Source organism: Ellagibacter sp. (assembly GCF_048412355.1).
GTDB lineage: Bacteria > Actinomycetota > Coriobacteriia > Coriobacteriales > Eggerthellaceae > Ellagibacter.
The window spans coordinates 11,949-34,305 of sequence record NZ_DBFSAP010000054.1 but is presented as its reverse complement, the minus strand read 5'-3'; the positions used below and the strand labels follow the sequence as shown (position 1 = coordinate 34,305).

The window sequence follows — 22,357 nt, the reverse complement described above, 5'->3', positions numbered from 1 at the left end:
GGAAAATGCCGCCGCGGCGAAGGCTTCGCCCTATGCTATCGAGCTCGATGGATGCACGTTTTGCTACAAAGGCGCTTCCCGTCCATCGCTTCGTGACGTTTCGCTTAAGATCCCTCGCGGTCAATGCGTTGTTGTGACCGGGCAGTCAGGATGTGGCAAGACAACGCTTACGCGCCTCGTTAATGCGCTTATTCCTCTTATGTACGAAGGGGACCTTCAAGGTGAGGTGCTTGTTGCGGGAAAACCCGTTTCCGCATGGACGATGGGCGAGCTTTCCGCGCATGTCGGGTCGGTGTTCCAGAATCCGCGTAGCCAGTTCGTCAATCTCGACGTGACCTCGGAAATCGCCTTCGGATGCGAGAACTTCGGAATCGATCGCGAGGAAATGGTCGAACGTGTGGCGCAGGCAGCGGCAACGCTCGGTATTGAGGGCCTGCTCGGGCGCGGTACCGAGGCGCTTTCCGGCGGGCAGAAGCAGTCGGTTATCCTGGCATCGGCCTATGCAGTGCATCCTGACATCTTCGTGCTTGATGAGCCAACCGCGTCGCTCGATGTGCATGCGATGCGGAATCTTGCGCGCACGGTTGCGCTTCTGAAGAGCCAGGGGAAGACCGTGCTTATCTCCGAGCATCGCCTGTGGTGGCTTGATGGTATTGCAGACCGCTATGTGGTTATAAGCGATGGCTCGGTTATAGGAGACTGGGCGGCGGCAGAGTTCCTTGCTATGCCGTTTGAAACGAGAACCGATATGGGGCTGCGCGCCGCCTCTCTTGCTGAAATCGACTCTGTTGTGGCGGTGTCGCTCTTGGGCGACGCGGTCGCATCGAATGCCTCCAGATCACCTTCTTACGGAAAAACCATCGTACGTATGAGCGGCGTAGTTGCTGGCTACCGCGGTGCGCCTGCGGTCTTGAACGGTCTCGATTCCTGCCTCCTTCCGGGTAGTATCGTCGGTATTGTGGGGCACAACGGGGCTGGGAAAACGACGTTTGCCCGGTGCATGGCCGGCCTTCTCAAGGAAAAGGCGGGGGTGATCGAGGTCGACGACGTACCGCTTCGCGCAAGAAAACGGGCGGGGCGCGTGTACCTGGTTATGCAAGAACCGGGATACCAGTTGTTCAGCAGCACAGTCGACGATGAGCTTGCAAGCGCGTGCTCTTCGGATGGCGCGGAAGACAGCCTAGGCAATAAGGACCGGATTGCAGCAATAAAGGCTGCGCTTGCTCTCGAAGGTCTTGCCGACAGGCACCCGCTCTCCCTTTCAGGCGGGGAGCGCCAACGGCTTTCCATCGCTGCTGGCTTGCTTTCGAGTGCCCGCGCGATGATTCTCGACGAGCCTACGAGTGGCTTGGATTATCGCAACATGCGTCGAATAGATGCCCAGATCGCGCGTATGCGCGATGCGGGAATCGCTGTCTGCGTTGTCTCGCACGACTATGAATTCCTCTGCTCGGCATGCGATGAGATAGCCCTGGTCGAAGACGGGCGCATCGCCGAGCGCTTCCCCTTAAACAAGGCAACACTTCCGAAGTTGAAGCTCAATTTCGGGTTTGCAGAAATACAGTAACAAGAGAAAGGTTTCACAATGACAAGTAAAGCAACAATCGGTTCTGCCGCCAAGGAACGTAATGGCTTGAGCCCGAAAGACTTCGTCTTTATCGCCGTGTTCGGCATCCTTTTGTTCCTAGTGTTCATGGTGTTCTCGATTATCTTTAGCGCGAATGCCAACCTGTGCTGGTTTACTCACACGGTAGGCGCGTTGTTCGCTGGTACCGTGTTCATGTACCTGGCCTATCGCGTCCCGAAGCGTGGCGCGATCGCCATCATGGGCATTATAGTTGGTGCGGTCGGCCTTCTGATGGGTATGTTCTGGAGCGGTCCTGTCGGCATTGTTGTGGGCGGTATCGTGGCAGACCTTATCGCAGGCGATCCGCAGAAGCGCACCAAGACCAAGCTTATCTGTGCCTTTGCCGCGTTCACGTTTTGCTTCTGGCTGGGGCAGATTTCCCTCATCCTTATGATGGGCGAGGCCTATGCCGAGATGTGCGTTCAAGCCGGCATGACCCTCGAGTACGGCCAAACGCTCGTTAACTCGATTCTAAGCCCAATGGGCGTCGTTACCGGCGCTGCCACCATCGCTGGCGGCCTCGTCGGCGGCTTCATCGGTACCAAGGTGTTCTCGAAGCACTTTGCCAAGCTTGGCATGTAGATTAACGGCCGGGAGGTAAATATGGCAATGACCCGGGAAGACGGTACTCTAACAGCAGGAGTGGGAAAGGACGTGGGGAAAGAAGGTCCTGCCAAGAAGAAAAATGCGATTCTCGAGCTGTTGGGGTTTGCTGGCAAGCGGCGGGTTTTGGCGTATGCGGGATGCGGTCTTTCGGTGCTGAACGCCGCGCTCGCCGTGATGCCCCTCGTATGCGTGTGGTTCGTGGTTCGTGACTTGGTTTTGGTGTACCCGAACTGGGACGAAGCATCATCGGCTGCGATGTGGTCTGTGCTTGCTGTGGCGTTCGCCGTGTTGGGCATCATCGTGTATTTCGGTGCGCTCATGGCCTCGCATCTGGCGGCCTTTCGCATTGCGGCAAATATGCGCAAGGCGATGGTACGTCACGTGGCGCGGATCCCAATGGGATATTTCAGCGTGCACTCGTCGGGGGAGATGCGCCGCGTGATCGACGGGTGTGCGGGCCAGACAGAAGACCTTATCGCCCATAAGCTGCCCGATTTTGTTGGCTCTTTCGCCACCCCGGTGATCTTCTTCGTCGTGGCGTTCCTGTTCGACTGGAGGATGGGACTTCTGTGCCTCGTCCCCATCGCCGTTTCCTTCGCCGCGATGTGGTGGATGATGGGCCGCGAGGATGCGAAGGGTGGCCGCCATTTCATGGAGCTTTACCAGGCGGCTCTCATGCGCATGAGTGCTGCGGCAACAGAATACGTTCGTGGTATACCCGTGGTAAAGGTATTCCAGCAGACGGTGTTTTCGTTCAAAGCATTCCACGAGGCGGTCGTCGACTATCGCGACATGGCGACGAACTATACCGAGTATTGCCGACGACCCCAAGTCGTGCAGCTGGTCGCGATCAACTCGACTTTCGCGGTGCTCGTGCCTGCAGGCATTGCGCTTGCGGCCGTCGCACCTGATTTCCCGGCTTTCCTGATTGACTTCCTGTTCTATGCGTTCTTCTCGGCGATGACAACAACGATGATGTCGAAGGTCATGTATTCGTCGGAGGCCGTCATGATCGCCGAAGACGCACTGCGGCGGATGAACACGATTATGGAGGTCGCTCCCATCGACGAGGTGGAGCCTGCGGAAGCGCTTCATCCGAAGGAGGCGAGCATCGAGCTTGCAGGCGTCAGCTTCTCGTATCCGGGGTCCAGGGAACCGGCGCTTTGCAACGTATCGCTTTCCGTTCCCGCCGGGGCGACGGTGGCTCTCGTCGGGCCGTCGGGCGGAGGCAAGTCGACGCTCGCGTCGCTCGTCCCGCGCTTTTGGGACGCAGATGAGGGTGTCGTTCTTGTGGGCGGGGCGGATGTGCGACGTATTCCCGTCGAGGAGCTGATGGGCGCCGTTTCCTTCGTGTTCCAAGACGATCGGCTGTTCAAGCGAAGCTTGGCCGACAACGTGCGTGCGGGTCGCCCCGATGCGAGTGATGCCGAGGTGCTCGCGGCGCTCCATGCGGCCCAGTGCGACGACATCATCGCCAAGTTCCCCGATGGCGTGAACACCGTGGTGGGAAAAGCGGGCGTGTACCTTTCCGGGGGAGAGCGCCAGCGCATCGCGCTTGCGCGTGCCATTCTGAAAGACGCCCCAATCGTGGTTCTCGACGAAGCAACGGCGTTCGCCGACCCCGAAAACGAGGCGTTGATCCAGGCGGCTCTCGCGACACTTTGCGAAGACAAGACGGTGCTCATGATCGCGCACCGTCTATCCACCGTCGCAAATGCGGACCGCATCTTCGTCATCGATCAGGGCTCTGTCGTGGAGCAGGGTACCCACGAAGAGCTTGTCGCGCAAGGCGGGCTGTATGCGCGCATGTGGCGAGACTACCGAACCAGCGCGATGTGGAGGATCGAAGGGGGTGACAGCCGTGTGGCGTAGGATTCAAGATGCTTTCGCCCTGACCGACCAGGGCATGAAGGACTTTATGCGCGGTGCCGGGTTCTGCGCGCTGGCGAACCTGATGCTGATGCTGCCCATCGTGGTGCTGTACTTCGTCGCGAGCGATTTCGTCAGGTACCTTGGTGAACCTGCTGTCGGCCTGCCTGGCATGGCGCTCTACGCAGTGGGAATCGTGGCGGCACTTGCCGTGATGTTCGTTACACAGATGTGGGAATATCGTGCGACGTATACGGTGGTGTACCAAGAAAGCGCTCGCAAGCGCATCGCCATCGCGGAGCGTTTGCGCCTGCTTCCGCTCTCGTTCTTCGGGAAGCGCGATTTGGCCGACTTGACAAGCGTTATCATGAAGGACTGCTCCGATCAGGAGCGCCTGTTTTCGCACACCATGCCGCAGATTTTCGGCATGGGCGCTTCGACGCTGGTATTCGCTGCCATGATGTTCGCGTTCGACTGGAGGCTGGCGGCATCTGCGCTCTGGCCCATCCCCGTAGCGCTCGTGGCGTTGCTTCTGACCGCGCGCGTCCAGAAGTCGCATACCGCGAAGAAGAACGCGGCGTCCCTTTCGTTCGTCGATGGGCTACAGGAATACCTTGAATGCCATCGCGAGATACGCTCGCTCAACAAGGTGGGCGCGTTTCAGAGCGATCTTGGTCGTCGCATCGATCGTTTCGAGCGAGAGAAGATTGGTGCCGAACTGGCTATGGGCGTGGCGGTATGCTCCGCTCAAGGCTTCTTGCGCCTGGGAATCGCATCCGTCATCGTGGTGGGGACGATGCTGCTCGTGACAGGACGAGTCGACTTCCTCGTGTTCTTCGTGTACCTGTTGGCGGTGACGAGGGTTTACGATCCCATCAACGTTATCTTGCAGGCCGTCGCCGAGCTGATGGACATGAGCTTGAGCCTGAAGCGCATGCGCGCCATCGAGAATGAGCCTATTCAGACAGGTAGCACCTCGTTCGAGCCTCAGGGCTACGACGTGGCTTTCGATGACGTGGGCTTTGCATACGCTGACGGCGAGGATGTCTTGGACGGCGTGTCGTTCACGGCGCGGGAAGGGCAGGTGACGGCGCTTGTGGGCGCGTCTGGTTCGGGCAAGAGCACAGCTGTCAAGCTCGCTTCGCGTTTTTGGGATGTAAGCTCCGGTGCGGTCTTCGTGGGCGGCGTCGACGTCTCCACTGTCGATCCGGAAACGCTGCTCTCTTCATTCTCCGAGGTGTTCCAGGACGTGGTGCTTTTCGATGACACCGTGCGTGAGAACATTCGCCTTGGGAAGAAGAACGCTACGGACGAGGAGGTTCTCGCCGCGGCGAGGGCGGCGCGCTGCGACGAGTTCGTGGGGCGTTTGCCCAACGGCTACGACACGATGATCGGGGAAAACGGTAGCAGGCTTTCCGGCGGCGAGCGCCAGCGTATCTCGATTGCGCGCGCTCTGCTGAAAGACGCTCCGATTGTGTTGCTCGATGAAGCCACGGCTTCGCTTGACGTGGAAAACGAGACGCAGGTGCAAGCTGCTCTCTCCGAGTTGCTTCAAGGCAAGACGGTCCTCGTCATCGCGCATCGCATGCGCACGGTCGACAATGCTGACAAGATTGTGGTACTCGAAGGCGGCAGCGTTGTGGAGCAGGGAAGCCCGGCTGAGTTACGCGAAAAGCCCGAAGGCAGGTACCGCCGTATGTTGGAGCTGCAGCGCGAAAGCGCCGCGTGGGCTCTCTAGCGCAAAAACGATGTGAGGTGGGGCGGTCGGGTACGTGCCGAAGCCCCCACTCGGCATATCTGCGAACCGGAGGCGCAGAGGAAGTTTTGCCAGCGATATGTTTTGCCTCTTGAAATCACGGGAGCCGATCATGCGGTCGACGTCGGCATGATGCAAAAGTGCCGATCGGCCAAGTGCTTCGCTACTTGATCGCTGCTTTCGCTCGCAACACCCATGGCATGAAAAAACAGGATTCTGCCGTCCCGTCGTCCCAGTTGCGTCCAGTCTCCCTTGCCACCCCCCTATTCATCAGCTGCGGATTGCCCATAACCGCCTGGGCAATCCGTAGCGTGCGTTAACCGTCCGACGGCTGCATGATCTCTAGGACGATCCCGTCGGGGTCGCGGAGGTGGAAAGAGTGGCTTCGACCGAAGCCGTCCTGGCGAAAATCGAACTCCTCTTGCGGGCATGCGCTCTACACTTCATGCGTTACCACAGGATAGCGCTCTATAGACAAAAAGCCGCATAGAGCGGAATAGACCTGAGACCATCGTTCATTCCAAAGGGCTTAGTCGAAAGCCGGATAGGGCGCACGCCCGGATGGCTCTTTTTAAGTGAGGACAGGCTTCGAGATCGCGTGTTCTCGCCCGCTTTGACCTCAATCGCAGACACGCATCCCTGCCTCTCTACGACAAAGTCGATTTCTGCACGATTGTCGCGAGTCCAATAATGCAGCGGATAGCCAATGGCCGAAAGCTGCTGGGCAACGTAGTTTTCGGTAAGTGCGCCCATGAATGTGCCGCCGATGCCGGCGAGAATATCAGCTCGCTGAGCACCGGCTTTGGAAACGAGCAGTCCGGTATCCGCCTGATAGATTTTAAAAGACGAGGGGTTAACGAATGCCTCCAGGGGACTTTCGATTTGCCCGACGAGGCTGCAGCGCACCACAGTGTCCGACAGCACCAGCCAATCGAGAGCGTCCCCGAAGAGGGACGCGTTGCCCCCCGCTCGTACCACCTTGTATTGGAATTTACGATTCTCTTTGGCAAGCTGCTGTGGAATGGAGTCGAAACACGCGCGCGTTTTCGAGCTCAAGCGTTCATCAGCATATTTATTGGTGTCAGCAGAATACCCATCAAGAATGATACGGTGCTTTTCGGCGACATCGATGACCGACTGAACCTCAGCGTAGGTTTGGACAGCCTCGGGCATCCCGCCAACAACAAGATACTGTCGATAGAGCCCAAGCGCTTTGTCGTGAAGACTCGGAGCAAGAGGGTCCATTGATTCAAATGACGAGCGTATCTCGTCGGCCAATCGCTCGTGCCCCATCGCCCAAAGAAACTCTTCGAAATCAAGCGGAGCCATTTCGATTAAATCAGTCTTTCCGACGGGAAACGAATACGACTGATGATTAATGGCAACCCCAAGGAGCGACCCGGCGGCCGCGACGTAATACTCGGGGGCATCTTCGCAAAAGTACTTAAGGGAAGTGAGCGCTTCCTCGCATGCCTGGATCTCATCGATGAACAGCAAGGTTTTGCCGGGCACGATGCGCTGCCCTGTTCGCGCCTCAATCGCGCGTACAATCGAATGGGGGTCGAGACCGCCCGAAAAGTCCGCCCGCGCCGACCGATCGTTCTCGAGATTGACGTAGACGACCGACTCGAAAAGGGTCTGCGCGTATGTTCTGAGCAGATAGGTCTTGCCGCATTGCCGAACGCCTTTGACTAACAGGGGCTTCCTATCAGCCTTGTCTCGCCATTCCTTAAGGAGCCTGTCTGCCTTGCGACGCATAAGCGACCTTTCTTATAGAATACCTTTCGACAATATTTTAACGCAGATTAATTGATTCTCTATTATTTATCTGCGTTAAAATATTTCATGAAGTGGCTCCTCATGACTTCCCGAGAAAGACATCGAGGCTCGCGCATTACTAGATGCAGTCCTATAATAGGTGCCATTGAAAACGAGCAGAGAGGAGCATCCCCGTGCTTTTCACCGACATCGATATCCTCGACGAGAATCTTGACTACCAGGCCCATCAATGGGTGGGCGTCAAGGACGGCACGATCGACTATATTGGCGACGCCGCACCTGAAAATGCCGCCGACTACGGTGAGGTATACGACGGCTGTGGTCGTCTGCTCATGCCGGCGCTCTACAATGCGCACACGCACCTGCCGATGACGCTTCTGCGCGGCTACGCGGAGAACGTGCCCCTGCAGGAATGGCTCAACAACCTCGTGTGGCCCTTCGAGGGGAAGATGACGCCCGAAGACAACTACTGGGCGACCAAGCTCGCCCTTGCCGAGATGGCGCGCTACGGCTCGGTCAGCGCGTCGGACATGTACTATGCCACCGACGAGCGCGTGCAGGCGGTGGGCGAGGCCCATATGAAGATGAACGTCTGCGAGAGCGTGCTTTACTTCGAGCCGAAGCCGTTTGCGGAATACCCCATGTGCGAGAAGATGGAGCGCATCGTCAAACAGTACCACGGCGCGCAGGACGGGCGTATCCGCGTGGACTACAACATCCATGCCGAGTACACATCCAACCCCATCACCTGTACCGATATCGGGAAGGTCGCAAAGGAAGCGGGTCTTCCCATCCATATCCACATCTCCGAGACGAAAAGCGAGCACGAGGAATGCAAGGGCCGCCACGACGGCCTTACGCCCGTGCAGTACTTCGAGAGCATCGGCGTGTTCGACGTGCCGGTGATTGCGGCGCACTGCGTGTGGGTCGATGACAAGGACATCGAGATTCTCGCCAAGCGCGGCGCGACCGTCGCCTTGAACCCTGCCTCCAACATGAAGCTCGCAAGCGGGTTCGCGCCCGTGCAGAAGCTTCTCGATGCGGGTGTGAATGTGGCGCTCGGCACCGATGGCATGGCCTCGAACAACAACCACGACCTGTTCCAGGACATGTATCTTATGGGCACGATCTACAAGGGGCATGAGCTCGATCCCGCGATCATCTCGCCCAAGCAGGTCATCGCCGCTGCCACGCGCGGGGGAGCGCTCGCGCAGGGTCGCGAGGACTGCGGGCTTGTGAAGGTGGGCATGAAGGCCGACCTCGCGGTGCTCGACACGACGGGCGCTTCGTGGTGCCCCATGACGAACCCCGAGGTCAACGTCGTGTTCTCGGGTCATGGTTCCGATGTCGTACTCACCATGTGCGACGGCGAGGTGGTCTATCGCGACGGCGTTTGCCCGGGTGTCGACCTCGAGCAGGTGAAGGCCGAGGTCGCCGCGCGCACGAAGCGCATCATCTCCGAGCTCTAAGGCAAACGGCTCACAAAGCGGGAGCGCCCCTCTCATCCGCGGCGCCAAGATGGTCGAGCACTCCGGCCACATGGTCCCCGAGGGCGGCTACGACATGATTCCGAAGTACGTCTTCGACGGCTGCCTACTCGCAGGCGAGACCGCGGGGCTGTGCATGAACATGGGCTACCAGGTGCGCGGCATGGACTTCGCCGTGGCGTCCGGCCAGATGGCGGCCAAGGCGGCCGTCGAGGCCCTCGACACGGTCAACGTCGACGAGACTCTGTCCGTCAACAAGTACGAGGTCGACGAGGAGACCCCGCACATCGTGCTGGCCGAAGACTTGAAGAGCTCCCCTCGGGGAGCTCTTCTCGTTAATGACTCCAGTCTGGCGCGCGCGTTGCGGGCGGCTGTGAACGTGCGGCCGCCCGCTTTTTACATATGCCACGCTTGTTGGCTATGCCGCCAAATCACGGGAATAGAAGTAGTCGTAGATTTGCTTAATACAGCCGCTCAGTACATCGTCGGGATAACTTGACTCGGGTAATTTATATGCTTCGTCTCGCACGATGGTCCATACCTGGCTGCAGGTCTCTTCTTTTTCGGTCCAGTGGACCATCTCGCTCAGGCGTTTCTCGATTGCCTCCACCATTTCGATGCACACGTTCTTGACCTTGCGAATTTCAGATGGGGTGAGCGTGTCTTTGAACAGCATTTCGAACACGGTCATTTGTTGCTGGTTTTGGAAGCCCTCGCGTACCCATTCGCGCTGCTTTTCGTCCAAATCCTCTGAAAGCTTCATCAGGTCGTTGAACGTTTTCTCGATAAGCGCCTTGTCTTGCTCTTTGTTGTAGGCGCTAATGATTTCCTCGTAACGCTTATAGAAGTCGATGCGCAACGGGTTGTCCGCAAGCGCCAGCTCAAGCCGCTCTTCTATAACGCTGCGAAGGTCGCTTATAATCAGGTGCTTTTGCTTTGCCCGTGCGAATTCCTGCCCTAAGCGGTCGAAGTCTATGCCGCTTATGTCGAAGCGGGTGCCCTCCTTTGCTTGCTCGGTAGTTTCGCCTATCTCGATATGATCGCTTACGATGTCGCGCACCTGCCGCATGAGCGCGGTGGTATCGGCCGTTGCGCGTCGCTGATTTATCTGGTTGTACACTGCCCGTACCGCATCGCGCCGACAGGCTAAATCTTCGCCGACCTCCGTTCTCGTCACGAAACGATAGAGCTTGAAGAGCATGCGGCACATGATGCCGAAGCGCTTTTTGACCTCGTCGGTGGCGCTCATCGCATCGGCAGCGTCTTTAATGGCATCGAGCTTCCCGAAACCGCAGGCTGCGAGCAACGTTTCCAGGTCGAAGCCCCGCTCGTTCATGAAGGAAACTATCTGTTCCGTTAGCTCCCTGATGTGGTTGATAAGCTCGTCTTTGTCGATTACTACGTCTTCAGGGTCGCCACCGCCATCTGGATTGCGCGTATAGTCGGCCAGAGCTTGGCGCAGTGCCTTTACCACGCCCACGTAGTCTACGATAAGCCCGTTGCTCTTCCCCTTGGCGACGCGGTTCGCGCGAGCTATGGCTTGCATGAGATTATGCGCCTTCAGGGGCTTGTCGAAGTACATTACTGAAAGGGGCTTCACATCGAAGCCGGTAAGCCACATGGCGCAGACGAACACGATGCGGAAGGGGTTGTCTGCATCCTTGAATTCGTCGTCGAGGTTGCGTTCCTCCATTTTGCGCCGATGCGGCTCGATGTCTAAGCCCCACGCGCGAAAACGAGCGACCTCGTTTTGTTCCTGGCTTATCACCACGGCCATCTCGGTGGATTCCATCCAGGCAATCTTGCGTTGTTGTTCAAGGGCTTCCTGTTGGCCCATGCTCTTGAGCTTGTCCTTTTCACGGGCGATGGCGCGCGCCCATTCCTCTTGCACGTAGTTGTACATCATCACGCAGGTGACCTTGTTTACGCAGATGAACATAGCCTTGCCGCTTTCCCAAATGCCAGTGTAATGCGCCACGAAGTCGCGTGCGATAGCGCACAGGCGCGGTTCGGACATCATGATATGGACGCCATGCGAGAGCTGGCCCTTTACCTTGTCCACTTGATCGGGGTCAAGGTCGGCGTCCTCGACGGCCTGCAAGAGCTCGTCGTTGATTTCGGGGTTCTCAATTGAAAGACGACCGGAGCGATTTTCGTAGAACAAGGGCACCGTCGCTCCATCCGCCACGGCGCGACCGAAATCGTACACCGACACGTACCCGCCGAACGTGCGGGCCGTAAGCTGATCGTCGGACAGCAGTGGCGTTCCGGTGAAGCCCATTTTCGAGGCGGTAGGCAGCAAGCGAGCCATGTTTTCGGCAAAAATGCCATTGTTCGAACGATGAGCTTCGTCCGAGAAGACCACGATATCGTGGTCCGGAATAATGGGATTAGTTTCCGTCTGGTTGAACTTTTGAATAAGCGAGAAGATATATGACGGATTGCCCTTAAGCTTGTCCGCAAGATCAACCCCGCTTGTCGCGCGGCAGCGTGCTGCGGGTATCCCTGCCAGGCACCCGCAACTCTCAAACGTCTCGCTGATCTGCTTGTTCAGCTCTTCGCGATCGGTCAGTATCAGGAAGGTGGGTGACCCGGGCTGCGTGCGCCTGATTTTTTCGGCGAGAAAAACCATGGAATAGCTTTTGCCCGATCCTTGCGTATGCCAAAAAACGCCCAGCTTTCCATCGTTGAGCTTGCGGTTCTTGTATGCCTCAAGCGCTTCGTTCACGCCTAGATACTGGTGGTTGCGCGCCATGATCTTCGCTGCTGGCGTGTCGAAATGGTCGAACAGAATGAAGTTTTGGAACAGGTCTAACAATGCTTCACGGTCGCACATTCCGCGCAGCATGGTTTCCAGGCTTACGCTGCCAGCATCTTCTTCGCTCAGGCGCTTCCATTCGTTGAAGAACTCATAAGGGCTGCCCAGTGTGCCAACGCGTGACCTCAGGCCGTTAGAGAGGATAACGAATGCGTTGAAGTGGAATATCTGCGGCACGGTGTCCTGGTAGTCGGTGTAGTTGTCGTTGTAGGCGCTGCGAATGTCCTTGTCGTGGCGCTTGAATTCCACGAATACCAAAGGGATGCCATTCACAAACCCAACCAGGTCGCACCGGCGGCGATGCAAAGGGCCGTGTACCCACAGCTCCTCAGCAGCTACGAAGCGGTTCATTTTTGGGTGATCGAAGTCGAATACTTGGGCGAGTTCAGTGCGTGGTGCGCCGTTCGCATCGAGTTTCCTTACGGGAATGCCGTCGCGCAGCATTTTGTACTTGGCCTCGTTGGTCTGCAACAGGGAATCGCCTACGAACGCTTGAGAAAGCGTTTTGATCGCCTCAGCAGCATCGGCTTCGTCCATCCACTCGTTAAGTTCGAGCAGGGCATATTCAAGGTCGCGTTTGAGCAGCACGTCGCGGTAGCTCTCGCGCCCGAGCGTGCCCGCACACCCCAGCTCTTCCTCGTCGAAGCAGTAATGAACTTCCCATCCCATGCTCGCCAAAAGCTCGCCTGCGGGCTTCTGCACGGCTTCTTCCTCTGAGTATCGGTTCTTTGCCATGGCGCGCTCCTAGATTCTCGCCTGCAAATCCTCCGGCGTGGGCAAGTATTTTATGTACTCCTCGGGCAGCACGTCCCCCAGCCTATACTCGCTTACCCCGATGGGCGCATTGACGTCCTTAAGCGAGTATTCGGCCACCGTGTCGTTCTTTTCCTTGCATAAGAGGAGCCCGATGGTGGGGTTGTCGTGCTCGCCGGCCAGCTCGCCGTCCACTGCAGCAACGTAGAAGCTGAGCTGCCCGGTGAACTCGGGCTTGAACTTATCGTTTTTAAGCTCGATGACCACGTAACAACGCAGTTTGGTGTTATAGAAGAGCAGATCGATGTAGAAGTCTTCGCCTCCTACCATTAGGTGGTACTGCCGGCCCATGAACGCAAAGCCTGTGCCCAGCTCAAGCAGCAGGTTGGTCACGTTGGTAACCATCTGCTCTTCGATGTCGTGTTCCTGCTGGCCTTGTTTAGCGGTGATGAAGTTGAAGATGTAAGGGTCTTTGAGCGCCTGCTGGGCAAGCTCGCTGTCGGGTGCGGGCAAGGTGCGCGTGAAATTGCTCACCTTGCCCGAAAGCACCTGCCGTTCATAGAGTTTGAGGTCGATTTGGTGGTCGAGAACAGCTCGGGACCAGCCGTTCTCTATGGTTTGCTCAATGTACCATTCGCGTCGCTCTCCCGGTTCGGTCTTATCGAGCAATAACATGACGTGACCCCACGGAATTGTGCAGCAGTTGCTGCACAATTCGATGCCGACTTCACGGTTGAACTTTGCCATGTATTTGAGGCTGCGAGCCGAGAAGCCTTTTATCTGGGGGAAAGCGGTTCTAATGTCTCGCGAAAGCGAGTCTATGTATTTGTTGCCCCATTCGGCGTGGGCATTGAGCTCGGCACCGATATTCCAGTACATCCTGACGAGCTCGGCGTTGGCGCTCTGCGTCGCACGAACTCGCGCTCGTTCGACGATATCGACAATGCGCTCGAGCGCATCTTTATAGTCGTTCGTGTTTACCAGCATGGCTATACCTCGATTTCCCCGGACATGAGTTTGGGTAGCAGCCGGTCGCGCGCCTCGCGAGCAGCGACGATTTGTTGTTGAGCAAGGGCTATCTTGTCGAACATGGGTTTAACGACCTCAGCATAACGCTTCATGAGCGCCGTTGCGGGCAGAAGGGCAACGGCTCGAGGCAGAGATTCGGGCCTCAAATGTTTAATCTTGGTACCATTGGCAAGCGGTGAAATCAATGCAGACAAACGCCCGTATTGCAGCAATGCATAGACGAACAATCTTGGCACTCCCTCACGAGGAGAGAGTTTTACGAGGTCGGCAGAAATGACACTATCCGTCGGAACGCACGGCAACAGAGCCGCGTAGCCCGCCAAGCCCGTCGCCTGCTCCGTAAGGCCCATGACAACGTCGCCCTGACAAACCGTTTGGTCAGGGCGCGCTTTGCCCGAGAACGGCTTTTCATAGCCGAAACGGAATCCGCCAAAAGGAGTCAGGTTGCCAAGATTGATGAGGGTTCGGTTGCCAGCAACGATCTGATCGCTAGAATACGAGCAGCCGCGGACTACGTCCGCCAAATCAAGCAGTGACCCCTTCGCCCAGCCTTCGGGTACGCCGTTGTGGATGGGGGTGGTTTCGTGGCCGGGGAAGCGCAGGTCGACAAACCATTCTTTGTACAGGCGCTGAGCTGCCTCTTCCAGCAGCTTTATCTGCCTGCGGTTGTTCTCGATGAGTTTGTCGTACGCCGAAAGCACCCCCGCGTTGCGACTTTGGACGGGAAGAGGCGGCAAGTCTACGGGTAGGTTATGAATAATGGGCATGTTGACGTGAGAAACAGTTGCGCCGTTGGAGTTGCTTAGCAGCTTATGCCGCTGTTTAGGGGCATTCAGATAATAGTTCAGGTAGGCTGGATCGGCCTTGCTGCGATCCGGACGAATGAGAACTGTACGTTGACCCAAGCACACTTTCTCGCCATCGGGAATGATGCCAACATTACCAGCAGGCGCTTCACGCGCAAGAATTAGGTCGCCTGATTGAGGAACAGCCCTGACGTTTCTGCGCTTATAGGCTTCTTCACCGACACGCTGGACGCCATCAAGATTCAAATAGCCCGGTCCGATGTTTGGCGTTCGAATGATTGGGTAGCCCTGACCTTCGTCTGGCTCAGTTGAATGTGGGCAATCAACTATAAGCTCGCATAGATCTTTAAGTTTGATACTCATAGCCCTAGCTCCTGGAAGTTGCGGGTGATGGTTGCCATGAGCTCGTTGCTTTCGGCCTGCAGGCGAACGAGCTCCTCCTGAATCTCGCCCATACGACCATGGAAATCCACGCCGTCGTCCTTCACGGGCGGGATGCCTACATACGCGCCGGGCGTCAGGCTCCACGAGCTCTTATCGGCGGGCGCATCACCTTGGATATCCCGCTTACTAGCCACCTTGCACAAACCTGGCACATCGGCGTACTCGCCTTCACCGAATTTCTCTACCAGCCACACGGCTTCGCAGACTTCGGTAGCGGCAGCTTCAAGCTGCGCTGCAACCGCGGCAAGCTCCTCGCGGCGCTTTTTCTGCTGACGCTTGGGCAATGTCTCAACCTCAGCTTTGGCATTGGCCTTCTGACCCTCGATAGCCGTGAGCATAGCTGCGTGCGCAGCTGCGAAATCCTTAACGCCGCACACATTCGAAAGCTTCTTAGCCGCTTCGCCTGCAAACAGCACGGCAAGCTCGGTGCAGCGAGCCTTGTAAGCGCCTAGCAGCTTGTGATATTTCTCCTGCTCGCCGCGATAGAGCCACACGATAGCGGTAAGATTCTTCAGCTGCCAGGGCGTCCACTCGTTCAGCGTGGTGCTTACCGCGGTGTGGTAGCGCTGCGCGTCAATGAACAGCACATTGTCGCGAATGGCCTGTGGCTTGTCCTTATCGAAGAACCACAGCGTGCACGGTAGGCTTTTGGTGTAGAAGAAGTTGTTGCCCACGTACAACATCACGTCCACCGCACTCGCTTCCACAAGCGCGCGGCGTTGGGCGCGCTCAGCATTGGAATCGGTTGCGGAGCTTGCCATAACAAAACCAGCACGACCGTGGTCGTTCAGATACGAATAGAAGTAGTTGATCCACAGGTAGTTGGCGCCGCTTGTGGACACCTCGTGCTTCTTGTTTTCCTTGGGCGCGCCCAAAGGCAAGCGGCCCGCGTCTACCGCGGCCGACCACTTTACCTTATCCACGTTGAAGGGCGGGTTTGCGGCCACGTAATCGCACGCACCCTCAAGCGCATGCGCGTCGTGGTAGAAGCTGTTGGCCTCGTCCCCGCTTTTGATGTTGCCCTGCATGCCGTGAACCGCCATGTTCATAAGGCACAGCTTGGCGTTGTAGTCCACTTTCTCTTGCCCGTAGAACATCATGGACTGCGCAGGGTTTCCGCCCTGTTCGCGCACGTAGTCGCTTGCCGATACGAACATGCCACCGCTGCCGCAGGCTGGGTCCAGCATGGTGCCGCGCACAGGCTCGATCACATTCATGATCATGCGCACGAGCGACTTGGGAGTGAAGAACACGCCGTCGTCGCTTGCCACGGCGGGCGCGAACTTGCCCAGGAAGTACTCGTATATGCGCCCGATGATGTCGTCGCCCTCTTCGTCGAGCGCCGGGTTGTTGAAAATGCGGATAACGCTTGCCAGAAGCTCGTTGCCAAGCTCGGTATAAGTATTAGGTAAAACGCCCGCCAAGTTGGGGTTGAGGCGGGCAATGGCATCCATAGCCGCGTTCACGGCACGGCCGATGTCTGCCTGCGCAGGAAGGTTCAACAGGTAGTCGTAGCGAGCCTCTTCTGGAATGAACATGGCTCCCTTAGCCGTGTAGTCCTGTGGCTCCTTAGGCGGCTTGCGACCTTCGATGAGCGCACGTTCGGCATCTATCTGCGCATCGGCGCGCTTGAAGCGGCCCCAGGCGTAGCGCAGGAAAATGAGTCCCAGCACCGGCATGCAGTACTGTTGGCTGGTGAGCTTTGAATTGGCGCGAAGCTCGTCGGCAGCTTCCCACAGTTCGTCTTCAATCTTTTTGATGTCGGCCATGCTAGTTGTCCTTTTCCGCAAGGTGCTCGATGAGGCTCATCTTCACAAGCGAGGTGAAGCTCACACCTGAAAGTTCGGCGGCCTGTTTGGCTATATCGCGCATGTTCTTGGGTATGCGAACCGTCACGGCCACATTCTCGCCCCCGACTAGATAGGTTTTGAGCTCGCTTTTCGTAACGTTTCCATCGATGAGATCTGCGTACCTCACGGTGCCTCCTTGCTTGCATGATGCAATACAATTATTGAGTTGTATTCTAACAGATAGGTTGACATGGAAATTGCAGGGATTGGGAATGCAAGACAAGAAGCGGGCGGCTGCGAACGCGCGGCCGCCCGCTTCTTGTTGGTCTTCACTCCTAAAAGAGCGAAAAACGGCTTGATTTGCGCTGCGGCTCCGAACCTGCTCTGAAATCTACTCCGAAAGTCTGTACTCGCGATTTCTGGCCTGACCTTCAGCCTGGGCCGTCCAGGCTGCTATCATCTCGCGCAGAATCTGGATCGCTCGCGCCACCTTCAATCCGATTGCATCTGCTATATCTGATGGTTTTGACGGTTCGTTCGTCATCAGATACTCCACGATTGCATGCTTATTCTCCAGAGTCTTCCCAGTTCGCGCGTCATGGAAAGCGCGCCCTCTGCGATGCCGAGGGCGCGTCCGTGGTCGCCGCGCAGATAGGCCTGATGGGCGCGGGCGTAGGCGGCGAGCATGCGCACGCCTTCGCTAAGGCACGACATCGCGTTCGCCCGCAAGAAACGTACTCGCGGCGAAGAGTCTGGAAAGTTGCGTGCGAGAAGGAAACGGCATGGCGCGGATCGACGTGGACGATTTGAGGGATTACCTGCTGAATTACTGCGGGACGGTCGCGTTTCGGGTTTCCCGCGGCGCTTGCCGACGCGGCCGAGATTGAGCGTGCGAGCGGACTGGAGCTGTGCGGCATCGCACAGCGGCTCGGCGTCGACCCAGAGATCTCGCGCTTCGATGCCACCCAAACCGGCCTCCAACATGAAAGGATGGGCTGTATCGAAGTCACTTTTCAAGCAGTAGCGACTGCTTTTGCCAGCGCGTAAGTTAGACGTGAATTTGATTGGCTGGATTTTGAAGGCTTTGCTTCGAATTCAAGATTGGAACCTTGCGCAGTTCGCCAATATTTCTGTTTGCATCCTTTCCGCGATGTCGTCGATTCCTAAAACCTTTTGCAGTCTAGCTTCCTCGATGACCGATGCGAGTACTTGGGGAACCATTCGAGCCATGGTCTCGAATTGCTCGCATAGCGTATCGGCTCCTATGTCTAGTTCCTCAAGGCGGCAGCTTGCCGCCATCTTCTCAACATGCCTCTTCTTTAGCATTCCGAATCTGTTCTCGCCGCCTATGGACAAAGCGGTGCGAGGTGGCTTTCGTGCCGAGGGGGCAAGCGAGCGATATGGTGCGATTGAAGCAACGTCGTAGAGAGGAGCGAGCCTTATGTCATCCGGTGCGACGAACAGGAGCGAGTGATTTTTTGCGTGGGCGTCCGTTGCCCCTATAAGATAATCGAAAAAGATTATTTCCTGGCAGCCAGCAAGGGACCATCGGCCTTGCGTTTCTTCGGCATCGATCCATGCGGCAGCGGCGTTGTCTCAAACTGCCGCGAGTTTTGATTCGATATCCGCGCTCGAGACCGACAGGCATGGACGCGGAAAGAGGAACACCCTCGTAATGAGACCGTCATTTTTCACCGCATCCGTCAAGTTTCCAAATGTCAGCAAGCTCGAACGTGGGAACAAGGGGCGCTTCCAGATCGTCAGGTTGCTTGATGGCGGCAGGGGAGCCTTTCAGGTCGACTGACATATCGAGTCCAAGGGCGGCGAGGATCTTAAGGTAGTTCTCGAGCCCGAAATTCCTGCTTTCTCCCTGCTCAAGGGCATATATCGTTCTTGTTCCGATACCGGTTTCGGAGGAAAGCTCGGCGCGGGACACCCCTTTTTCCTCGCGAACCCTGCGTACGATGCTTCCGGCGGATTGCGCGCTCCTCACTTTGCCCATGCTGTGCCTCTCTTCGTGTTAGTATTGCCATATACGGCATTACGCAATATATAGCGTAATGCCGTATATGGCAATACTTTTAAGTAGATGGGAGTCTCTGACTTTTGCGGAAGATGCTCCTTGAATATGCTCGGCTCTCTTGTCGCGGAAAGTCGAATTGTGCCCGCTGGGCTCAACTGAAAACTATTCGGGAAAGTGGGCGGAGCTGATTTCGGGCTATGCAGCTCCAGCCTTCGCATAAAGAATGCGGTGCGAAAGTCGAGGCTTAACCAACTGCGGCGAAGTCCCCAGGAACCGCATTGGGAGCCCGTGGGATGCGGGTTGGGCGCGAGATGTTGAGAAACCTCGGCTGTCTTCGAAAACCAAGCACGGCCCGGTGCCGCCTCAGTTCTTCGCGACGTGCGCGACCCTCGATTCGCCCGCCTTCACTTCATAGCGCCATCCCTCTGGCTTCCCCCGCTTGCGGCTTTCCGCCCGCCTCGGCGAGGGATCTCCTCTCCGGGAATGTCGCCCTCGCCCGGCGATTGGCGGCCCTGTTCGTCGAGCCGCGCCTCTTGCAGCAGGTCATGGGCGGCTTCCGGGCTTTTGAAGCGGATGCTGCAGTCGTCTTTCCTGGGAAACGCGAGCAGGGGAAGCGTCCCGTACCAGACGGTTTCCTCGTCGAAAACCGCCAGCCCCGCATGGGCTGTCGAGGCGGCAGCATGCACCGTTGCCCCCATCTTCTCGAGCACACCGGCAATCTCCGGGGCGGGGTTTCCCGCGAGCGTGCACGAAACGCGCAGGCCCCTTGCGATAGCGTCCGACAGCGACGCCCCCAAAAGCTCGATGGTCTTTCGGGACGCACGCGGCGCAACGATCGCGACCGAAGAAGACGCCGCGCGGATGTCCTCGGCGAGCATTCGCACGGCGTCGCCGGCCGTGACGAATTCCGCGCGCTCTTCTTCGCGTCCCGGTTGCGCCAGCTCGACTTCATATCCGAGCTTCGCGTACGTTTTCAGTCTCTTTTTGTACATGCGCTCCAACATGGGGACGCTCGAATCAACGTAATCCCAGATAGCGACCTGGCTCTTCCCCTCGTGGGTCCGATGCAGGCGCCCCGCTTGCTGGGTCACGTTGCCGTCCCACGATATGGGCGTCGTCAGGAACAGCGCGTCGAGCTTCGAGAAGTCGAAGCCCTCGCCAAGGTAGCCCTCCGTCGCGACGATGATGGAAGGCCCTTCCGCCTCTTCGCGGGTTGCCTCCGCAATCAGCTTGCGCCGCGCGGTGGCGGTCCCTTCCCCGATCAAAAGGTGGACGGTACGGCCTTCGCCCGAGATGAGGCGCGCCAGCCTGCGCGCGTGCTCTTTGCGCTTCGTGAGCACGAGAGGGGTGTCGCCGCGCCTCGCCACCTCCACGACATCGGTCGCGATGAGCCGGTTTCGCGCCTCGTTGGCGCACAGCTTGTCGAGAATCTGGTTGTACGACGCCCCGTCGCCGCAGTCCGGCACCCGAATCCTCGTTAACACGGGGCGCAGGATGCGCTTGAAGCCCTGCTGCGCCGCCTGCTCCTTCGGGTCGATGGTGCACCGGATCGGGCCGCAGAGCATGTAGAGCGCGCAATCGAGCCCGTCGGAGCGCTTCGGCGTCGCCGACAGGCCGAAGATGCGCCGCGCGGGCGTCGCCTTCAGGATCATCTCGAGGTGCGAGGCTGCGGCGTGGTGGCACTCGTCACAGATCACCAGGCCGTAGCTCTTCACGATTCTCTTCGCGCGCGGCTCGCCCGTGTCGGGGTCCTTCTCGATGAGGGCTTGGGACGTGGCGATGTCGATTATCCCCGATATCTTTTTCTTGCCGGCGCCGATTTGCCCTACGACGAGGCGCTTTCGCTTGCTCGGCTTTCCGGAAGGGGTCAGAAGCGGTCCGTCCGGGTGCTCGACGCTAAGGAACTCGGACAGCTTTTCGGCCCATTGGGAAACGAGCGCGCAGCGCGGCACGATGACGAGCGTCGGCAGCCGAAGGCGCGAGATGAGGTACGCCCCGATCACGGTTTTGCCGAACCCGGTGGGCGCCGATAGGATTCCGTCGTCGTGTTCGAGCATCCGCTCGGCGGCCTTTTCCTGTTCCGGCCGAAGCAGTCCTTTGAACTGGGCGGATATGGCGGGACCCGCGTACCTTTCGTCGTGCAGTCGAAAGCTTGCGCCGGCGTCGCTTAGAATCTTCAGGAGCCTGCGCTTGCAGCCGCGCGGAAGAGCGATGAACCCTTCGCGCTCCTCGCCGAGGCATATCACGCGCTGCTTCCCGTAAACCGACTGGTGCATGGCTTGCGCGCGGAAGAAATCGGGGTTCGCGAACGCCGCGGCCCGCTTGACCGCGTTCGCGGCTTCGGCGGAAAGGGCCGACTCGGGAACGTAGATCATGTCGGACTCGACGATGTCGAGAGGCCCCGTGAAGCTCTCGCGCGAAAGTGGCTTCTCGGCGCGCCCCTTCCAAGGGACGCCGTGCTCGTCCTGGAGGCTCCCGAGAGGCGCTCCCGCATGCGAGTCGACGACCGCGCGGGCCGCTTCCTCGCTCAATTTGCCGACCTTCGACAGGAAGAGCCATTGGTCGGGGTAGGAGCGAAGCTGCTCGTCGACGAAGACGCTGTTGCCGCGGCGCTGCGCCCGACCCTGGAAGGGCGCGGCGATCAGGTTCCCGAACCCTCCTTCGGGAATGGTCGTTTGAGCGGGGAACATGCGGTCGTAAGCATCGAATCCGACCGATTTCGCATGCGCCATCGCCTCCGAGATGAGCGCGCTGCCGAAGTCGCGCGCGAGCTTCGCGCTTACGGGACTCTCGAAGAAGAACCAGATGTGGCAGCCGTTGCCCGAGCGCGACCGCTCTACGCTCGCCTGCAGGCCATGCGACTTCGCTGCCTCTCTGACGGCGCGCGCGGCGTCTCGCCACTCGCCCTCGTCGAAGTCCATGACGAGAAGCGACGTGGTCGAGTCCTCGTTGAGCACGTAAAGGCCGAAAACGTCGCGGAACCGGTCGTCCAGGCCCTTGAAATGGCTGATAATCGCGGAGTCCGTCAAGGGCGCGAACGCCTGCTTCTCGCAAAGGGAGCACTTCGTATGCGCGTTCTCGACGCGAGGGCACACCCCGCGCTTCCATTCGTTTTCGCAGGCGGGGACGTAGCCGATGCCGCCGTCTTTCCTGCGGAATCCGTGCGCATGGACGTCGGGCCTTCCTTTGAAGAGTGACCTGAACAGCGCAATCTTCTCGTGCGCCGGGCTTTGCGATGTGACGAGGCCGCGCGACCTCGCGGCTTCGTTGACCGCGGAGGCGGCTTCGAGCCAGAGCCGCTGTTCGACGTAGCGCTCCTCGGCTTCGGCGGCGTTGCCGCTTGCGCGCCTGCAAACGATTACGGCGTCGCGGCCGGTCGTCGGGACAGGCTCAATCGCCTTGATCGAGACATAGAGCTCATTGTTGAAAAACGCGTACTTCGGGAACGGCTGCTTCATGGCCTTGCCTTCCGTTTTGCCTGGTCATTGACTTTGGATGAAGGCGTTGTCGGGGGAATGATACCACGGGGCGCGCCTCGGCGGTGCTGCGCAGGCGAACGCGGCGTGGCAC

The 22,357-nt window shown here is 58.3% G+C and carries 15 protein-coding genes and 1 pseudogene; 6 read left to right on the top strand and 10 right to left on the bottom strand.

Features of this window, described 5'->3' with window-relative positions; genetic code table 11:
* The 4 genes from ACMRQN_RS09060 to ACMRQN_RS09045 form a co-directional block, all read left to right on the top strand.
* Positions 1-1,567, top strand: a 1,567-nt coding sequence (locus ACMRQN_RS09060; protein ID WP_418734713.1) for an ABC transporter ATP-binding protein, incomplete at its 5' end; no start/stop codon positions are given.
* Between the two features lie 18 nt (positions 1,568-1,585).
* The gene (locus tag ACMRQN_RS09055) at positions 1,586-2,209 is read left to right on the top strand and encodes an MptD family putative ECF transporter S component (RefSeq protein WP_296062498.1); all 624 of its coding nucleotides are present in this window, start codon (positions 1,586-1,588) and stop codon (positions 2,207-2,209) included.
* Positions 2,210-2,281: 72 nt separating this feature from the next.
* Complete coding sequence (locus ACMRQN_RS09050) at positions 2,282-4,105, top strand: ABC transporter ATP-binding protein (protein ID WP_418734712.1); 1,824 nt, start codon at positions 2,282-2,284, stop codon at positions 4,103-4,105.
* A 34-nt stretch (positions 4,106-4,139) separates the two neighbouring features.
* Entirely contained in the window at positions 4,140-5,840 is a 1,701-nt protein-coding gene (locus ACMRQN_RS09045; RefSeq protein WP_418734715.1) for an ABC transporter ATP-binding protein, read from the top strand.
* 486 nt (positions 5,841-6,326) lie between these two features.
* Here the strand turns inward: ACMRQN_RS09045 and ACMRQN_RS09040 are convergent, their stop codons facing one another.
* The gene (locus ACMRQN_RS09040) at positions 6,327-7,616 is read right to left on the bottom strand and encodes an ATP-binding protein (RefSeq protein WP_418734711.1); all 1,290 of its coding nucleotides are present in this window, start codon (positions 7,614-7,616) and stop codon (positions 6,327-6,329) included.
* 194 nt (positions 7,617-7,810) lie between these two features.
* Between ACMRQN_RS09040 and ACMRQN_RS09035 the strand changes: the two genes are divergently transcribed.
* Both ACMRQN_RS09035 and ACMRQN_RS09030 read left to right on the top strand, forming a co-directional pair.
* Positions 7,811-9,106 carry an amidohydrolase gene (locus ACMRQN_RS09035; RefSeq protein ID WP_418734710.1) on the top strand — a complete coding sequence of 432 codons (1,296 nt, stop codon included), beginning with the start codon at positions 7,811-7,813 and terminating at the stop codon, positions 9,104-9,106.
* A 25-nt stretch (positions 9,107-9,131) separates the two neighbouring features.
* Positions 9,132-9,365: pseudogene (locus ACMRQN_RS09030) on the top strand (FAD-dependent oxidoreductase); the annotation flags it as partial.
* 177 nt (positions 9,366-9,542) lie between these two features.
* Here the strand turns inward: ACMRQN_RS09030 and ACMRQN_RS09025 are convergent.
* The 9 genes from ACMRQN_RS09025 to ACMRQN_RS08985 all read right to left on the bottom strand — a co-directional run bounded on the left by ACMRQN_RS09025 (position 9,543) and on the right by ACMRQN_RS08985 (position 22,245).
* A complete protein-coding gene (locus tag ACMRQN_RS09025; protein ID WP_418734709.1) occupies positions 9,543-12,677 on the bottom strand; it encodes a type I restriction endonuclease subunit R in 3,135 nt (1,044 codons plus the stop codon).
* A gap of 9 nt (positions 12,678-12,686) precedes the next feature.
* Positions 12,687-13,682, bottom strand: coding sequence for a PDDEXK nuclease domain-containing protein (locus ACMRQN_RS09020; protein WP_417299522.1), 996 nt, complete (start codon positions 13,680-13,682; stop codon positions 12,687-12,689).
* A gap of 2 nt (positions 13,683-13,684) precedes the next feature.
* Positions 13,685-14,893, bottom strand: a complete 1,209-nt coding sequence (locus tag ACMRQN_RS09015) for a restriction endonuclease subunit S (RefSeq protein WP_418734708.1) — start codon at positions 14,891-14,893, stop codon at positions 13,685-13,687.
* Positions 14,890-16,743: a type I restriction-modification system subunit M gene (locus ACMRQN_RS09010; RefSeq protein ID WP_418734707.1), complete on the bottom strand. Its 1,854-nt coding sequence runs from the start codon at positions 16,741-16,743 to the stop codon at positions 14,890-14,892. Before ACMRQN_RS09010 ends, ACMRQN_RS09015 begins: the two co-directional genes overlap by 4 nt.
* 1 nt (position 16,744) lies before the next feature.
* Positions 16,745-16,951 carry a hypothetical protein gene (locus ACMRQN_RS09005; protein ID WP_417056918.1) on the bottom strand — a complete coding sequence of 69 codons (207 nt, stop codon included), beginning with the start codon at positions 16,949-16,951 and terminating at the stop codon, positions 16,745-16,747.
* 356 nt (positions 16,952-17,307) lie between these two features.
* Positions 17,308-17,781 (bottom strand): hypothetical protein, encoded by a 474-nt coding sequence (locus ACMRQN_RS09000; RefSeq protein WP_418734706.1) that lies wholly within the window; start codon positions 17,779-17,781, stop codon positions 17,308-17,310.
* 78 nt (positions 17,782-17,859) lie between these two features.
* Positions 17,860-18,285: a HipA domain-containing protein gene (locus ACMRQN_RS08995; protein WP_418734714.1), complete on the bottom strand. Its 426-nt coding sequence runs from the start codon at positions 18,283-18,285 to the stop codon at positions 17,860-17,862.
* Positions 18,286-18,448: 163 nt separating this feature from the next.
* Complete coding sequence (locus ACMRQN_RS08990) at positions 18,449-18,766, bottom strand: helix-turn-helix domain-containing protein (RefSeq protein ID WP_417048704.1); 318 nt, start codon at positions 18,764-18,766, stop codon at positions 18,449-18,451.
* A 425-nt stretch (positions 18,767-19,191) separates the two neighbouring features.
* Entirely contained in the window at positions 19,192-22,245 is a 3,054-nt protein-coding gene (locus tag ACMRQN_RS08985; protein ID WP_418734705.1) for a TOTE conflict system archaeo-eukaryotic primase domain-containing protein, read from the bottom strand.
* Positions 22,246-22,357 lie beyond the last annotated feature (112 nt).

Coding starts and splice junctions, on each gene's coding strand:
- ACMRQN_RS09055 (WP_296062498.1), top strand. CDS start 1,586: ATGACAAGTAAAGCAACAATCGGTTCTGCCGCCAAGGAACGTAATGGC.
- ACMRQN_RS09045 (WP_418734715.1), top strand. CDS start 4,140: ATGAAGGACTTTATGCGCGGTGCCGGGTTCTGCGCGCTGGCGAACCTG.
- ACMRQN_RS09040 (WP_418734711.1), bottom strand. CDS start 7,616: ATGCGTCGCAAGGCAGACAGGCTCCTTAAGGAATGGCGAGACAAGGCT.
- ACMRQN_RS09025 (WP_418734709.1), bottom strand. CDS start 12,677: ATGGCAAAGAACCGATACTCAGAGGAAGAAGCCGTGCAGAAGCCCGCA.
- ACMRQN_RS09020 (WP_417299522.1), bottom strand. CDS start 13,682: ATGCTGGTAAACACGAACGACTATAAAGATGCGCTCGAGCGCATTGTC.
- ACMRQN_RS09015 (WP_418734708.1), bottom strand. CDS start 14,893: ATGAGTATCAAACTTAAAGATCTATGCGAGCTTATAGTTGATTGCCCA.
- ACMRQN_RS09010 (WP_418734707.1), bottom strand. CDS start 16,743: ATGGCCGACATCAAAAAGATTGAAGACGAACTGTGGGAAGCTGCCGAC.
- ACMRQN_RS08990 (WP_417048704.1), bottom strand. CDS start 18,766: ATGGGCAAAGTGAGGAGCGCGCAATCCGCCGGAAGCATCGTACGCAGG.
- ACMRQN_RS08985 (WP_418734705.1), bottom strand. CDS start 22,245: ATGAAGCAGCCGTTCCCGAAGTACGCGTTTTTCAACAATGAGCTCTAT.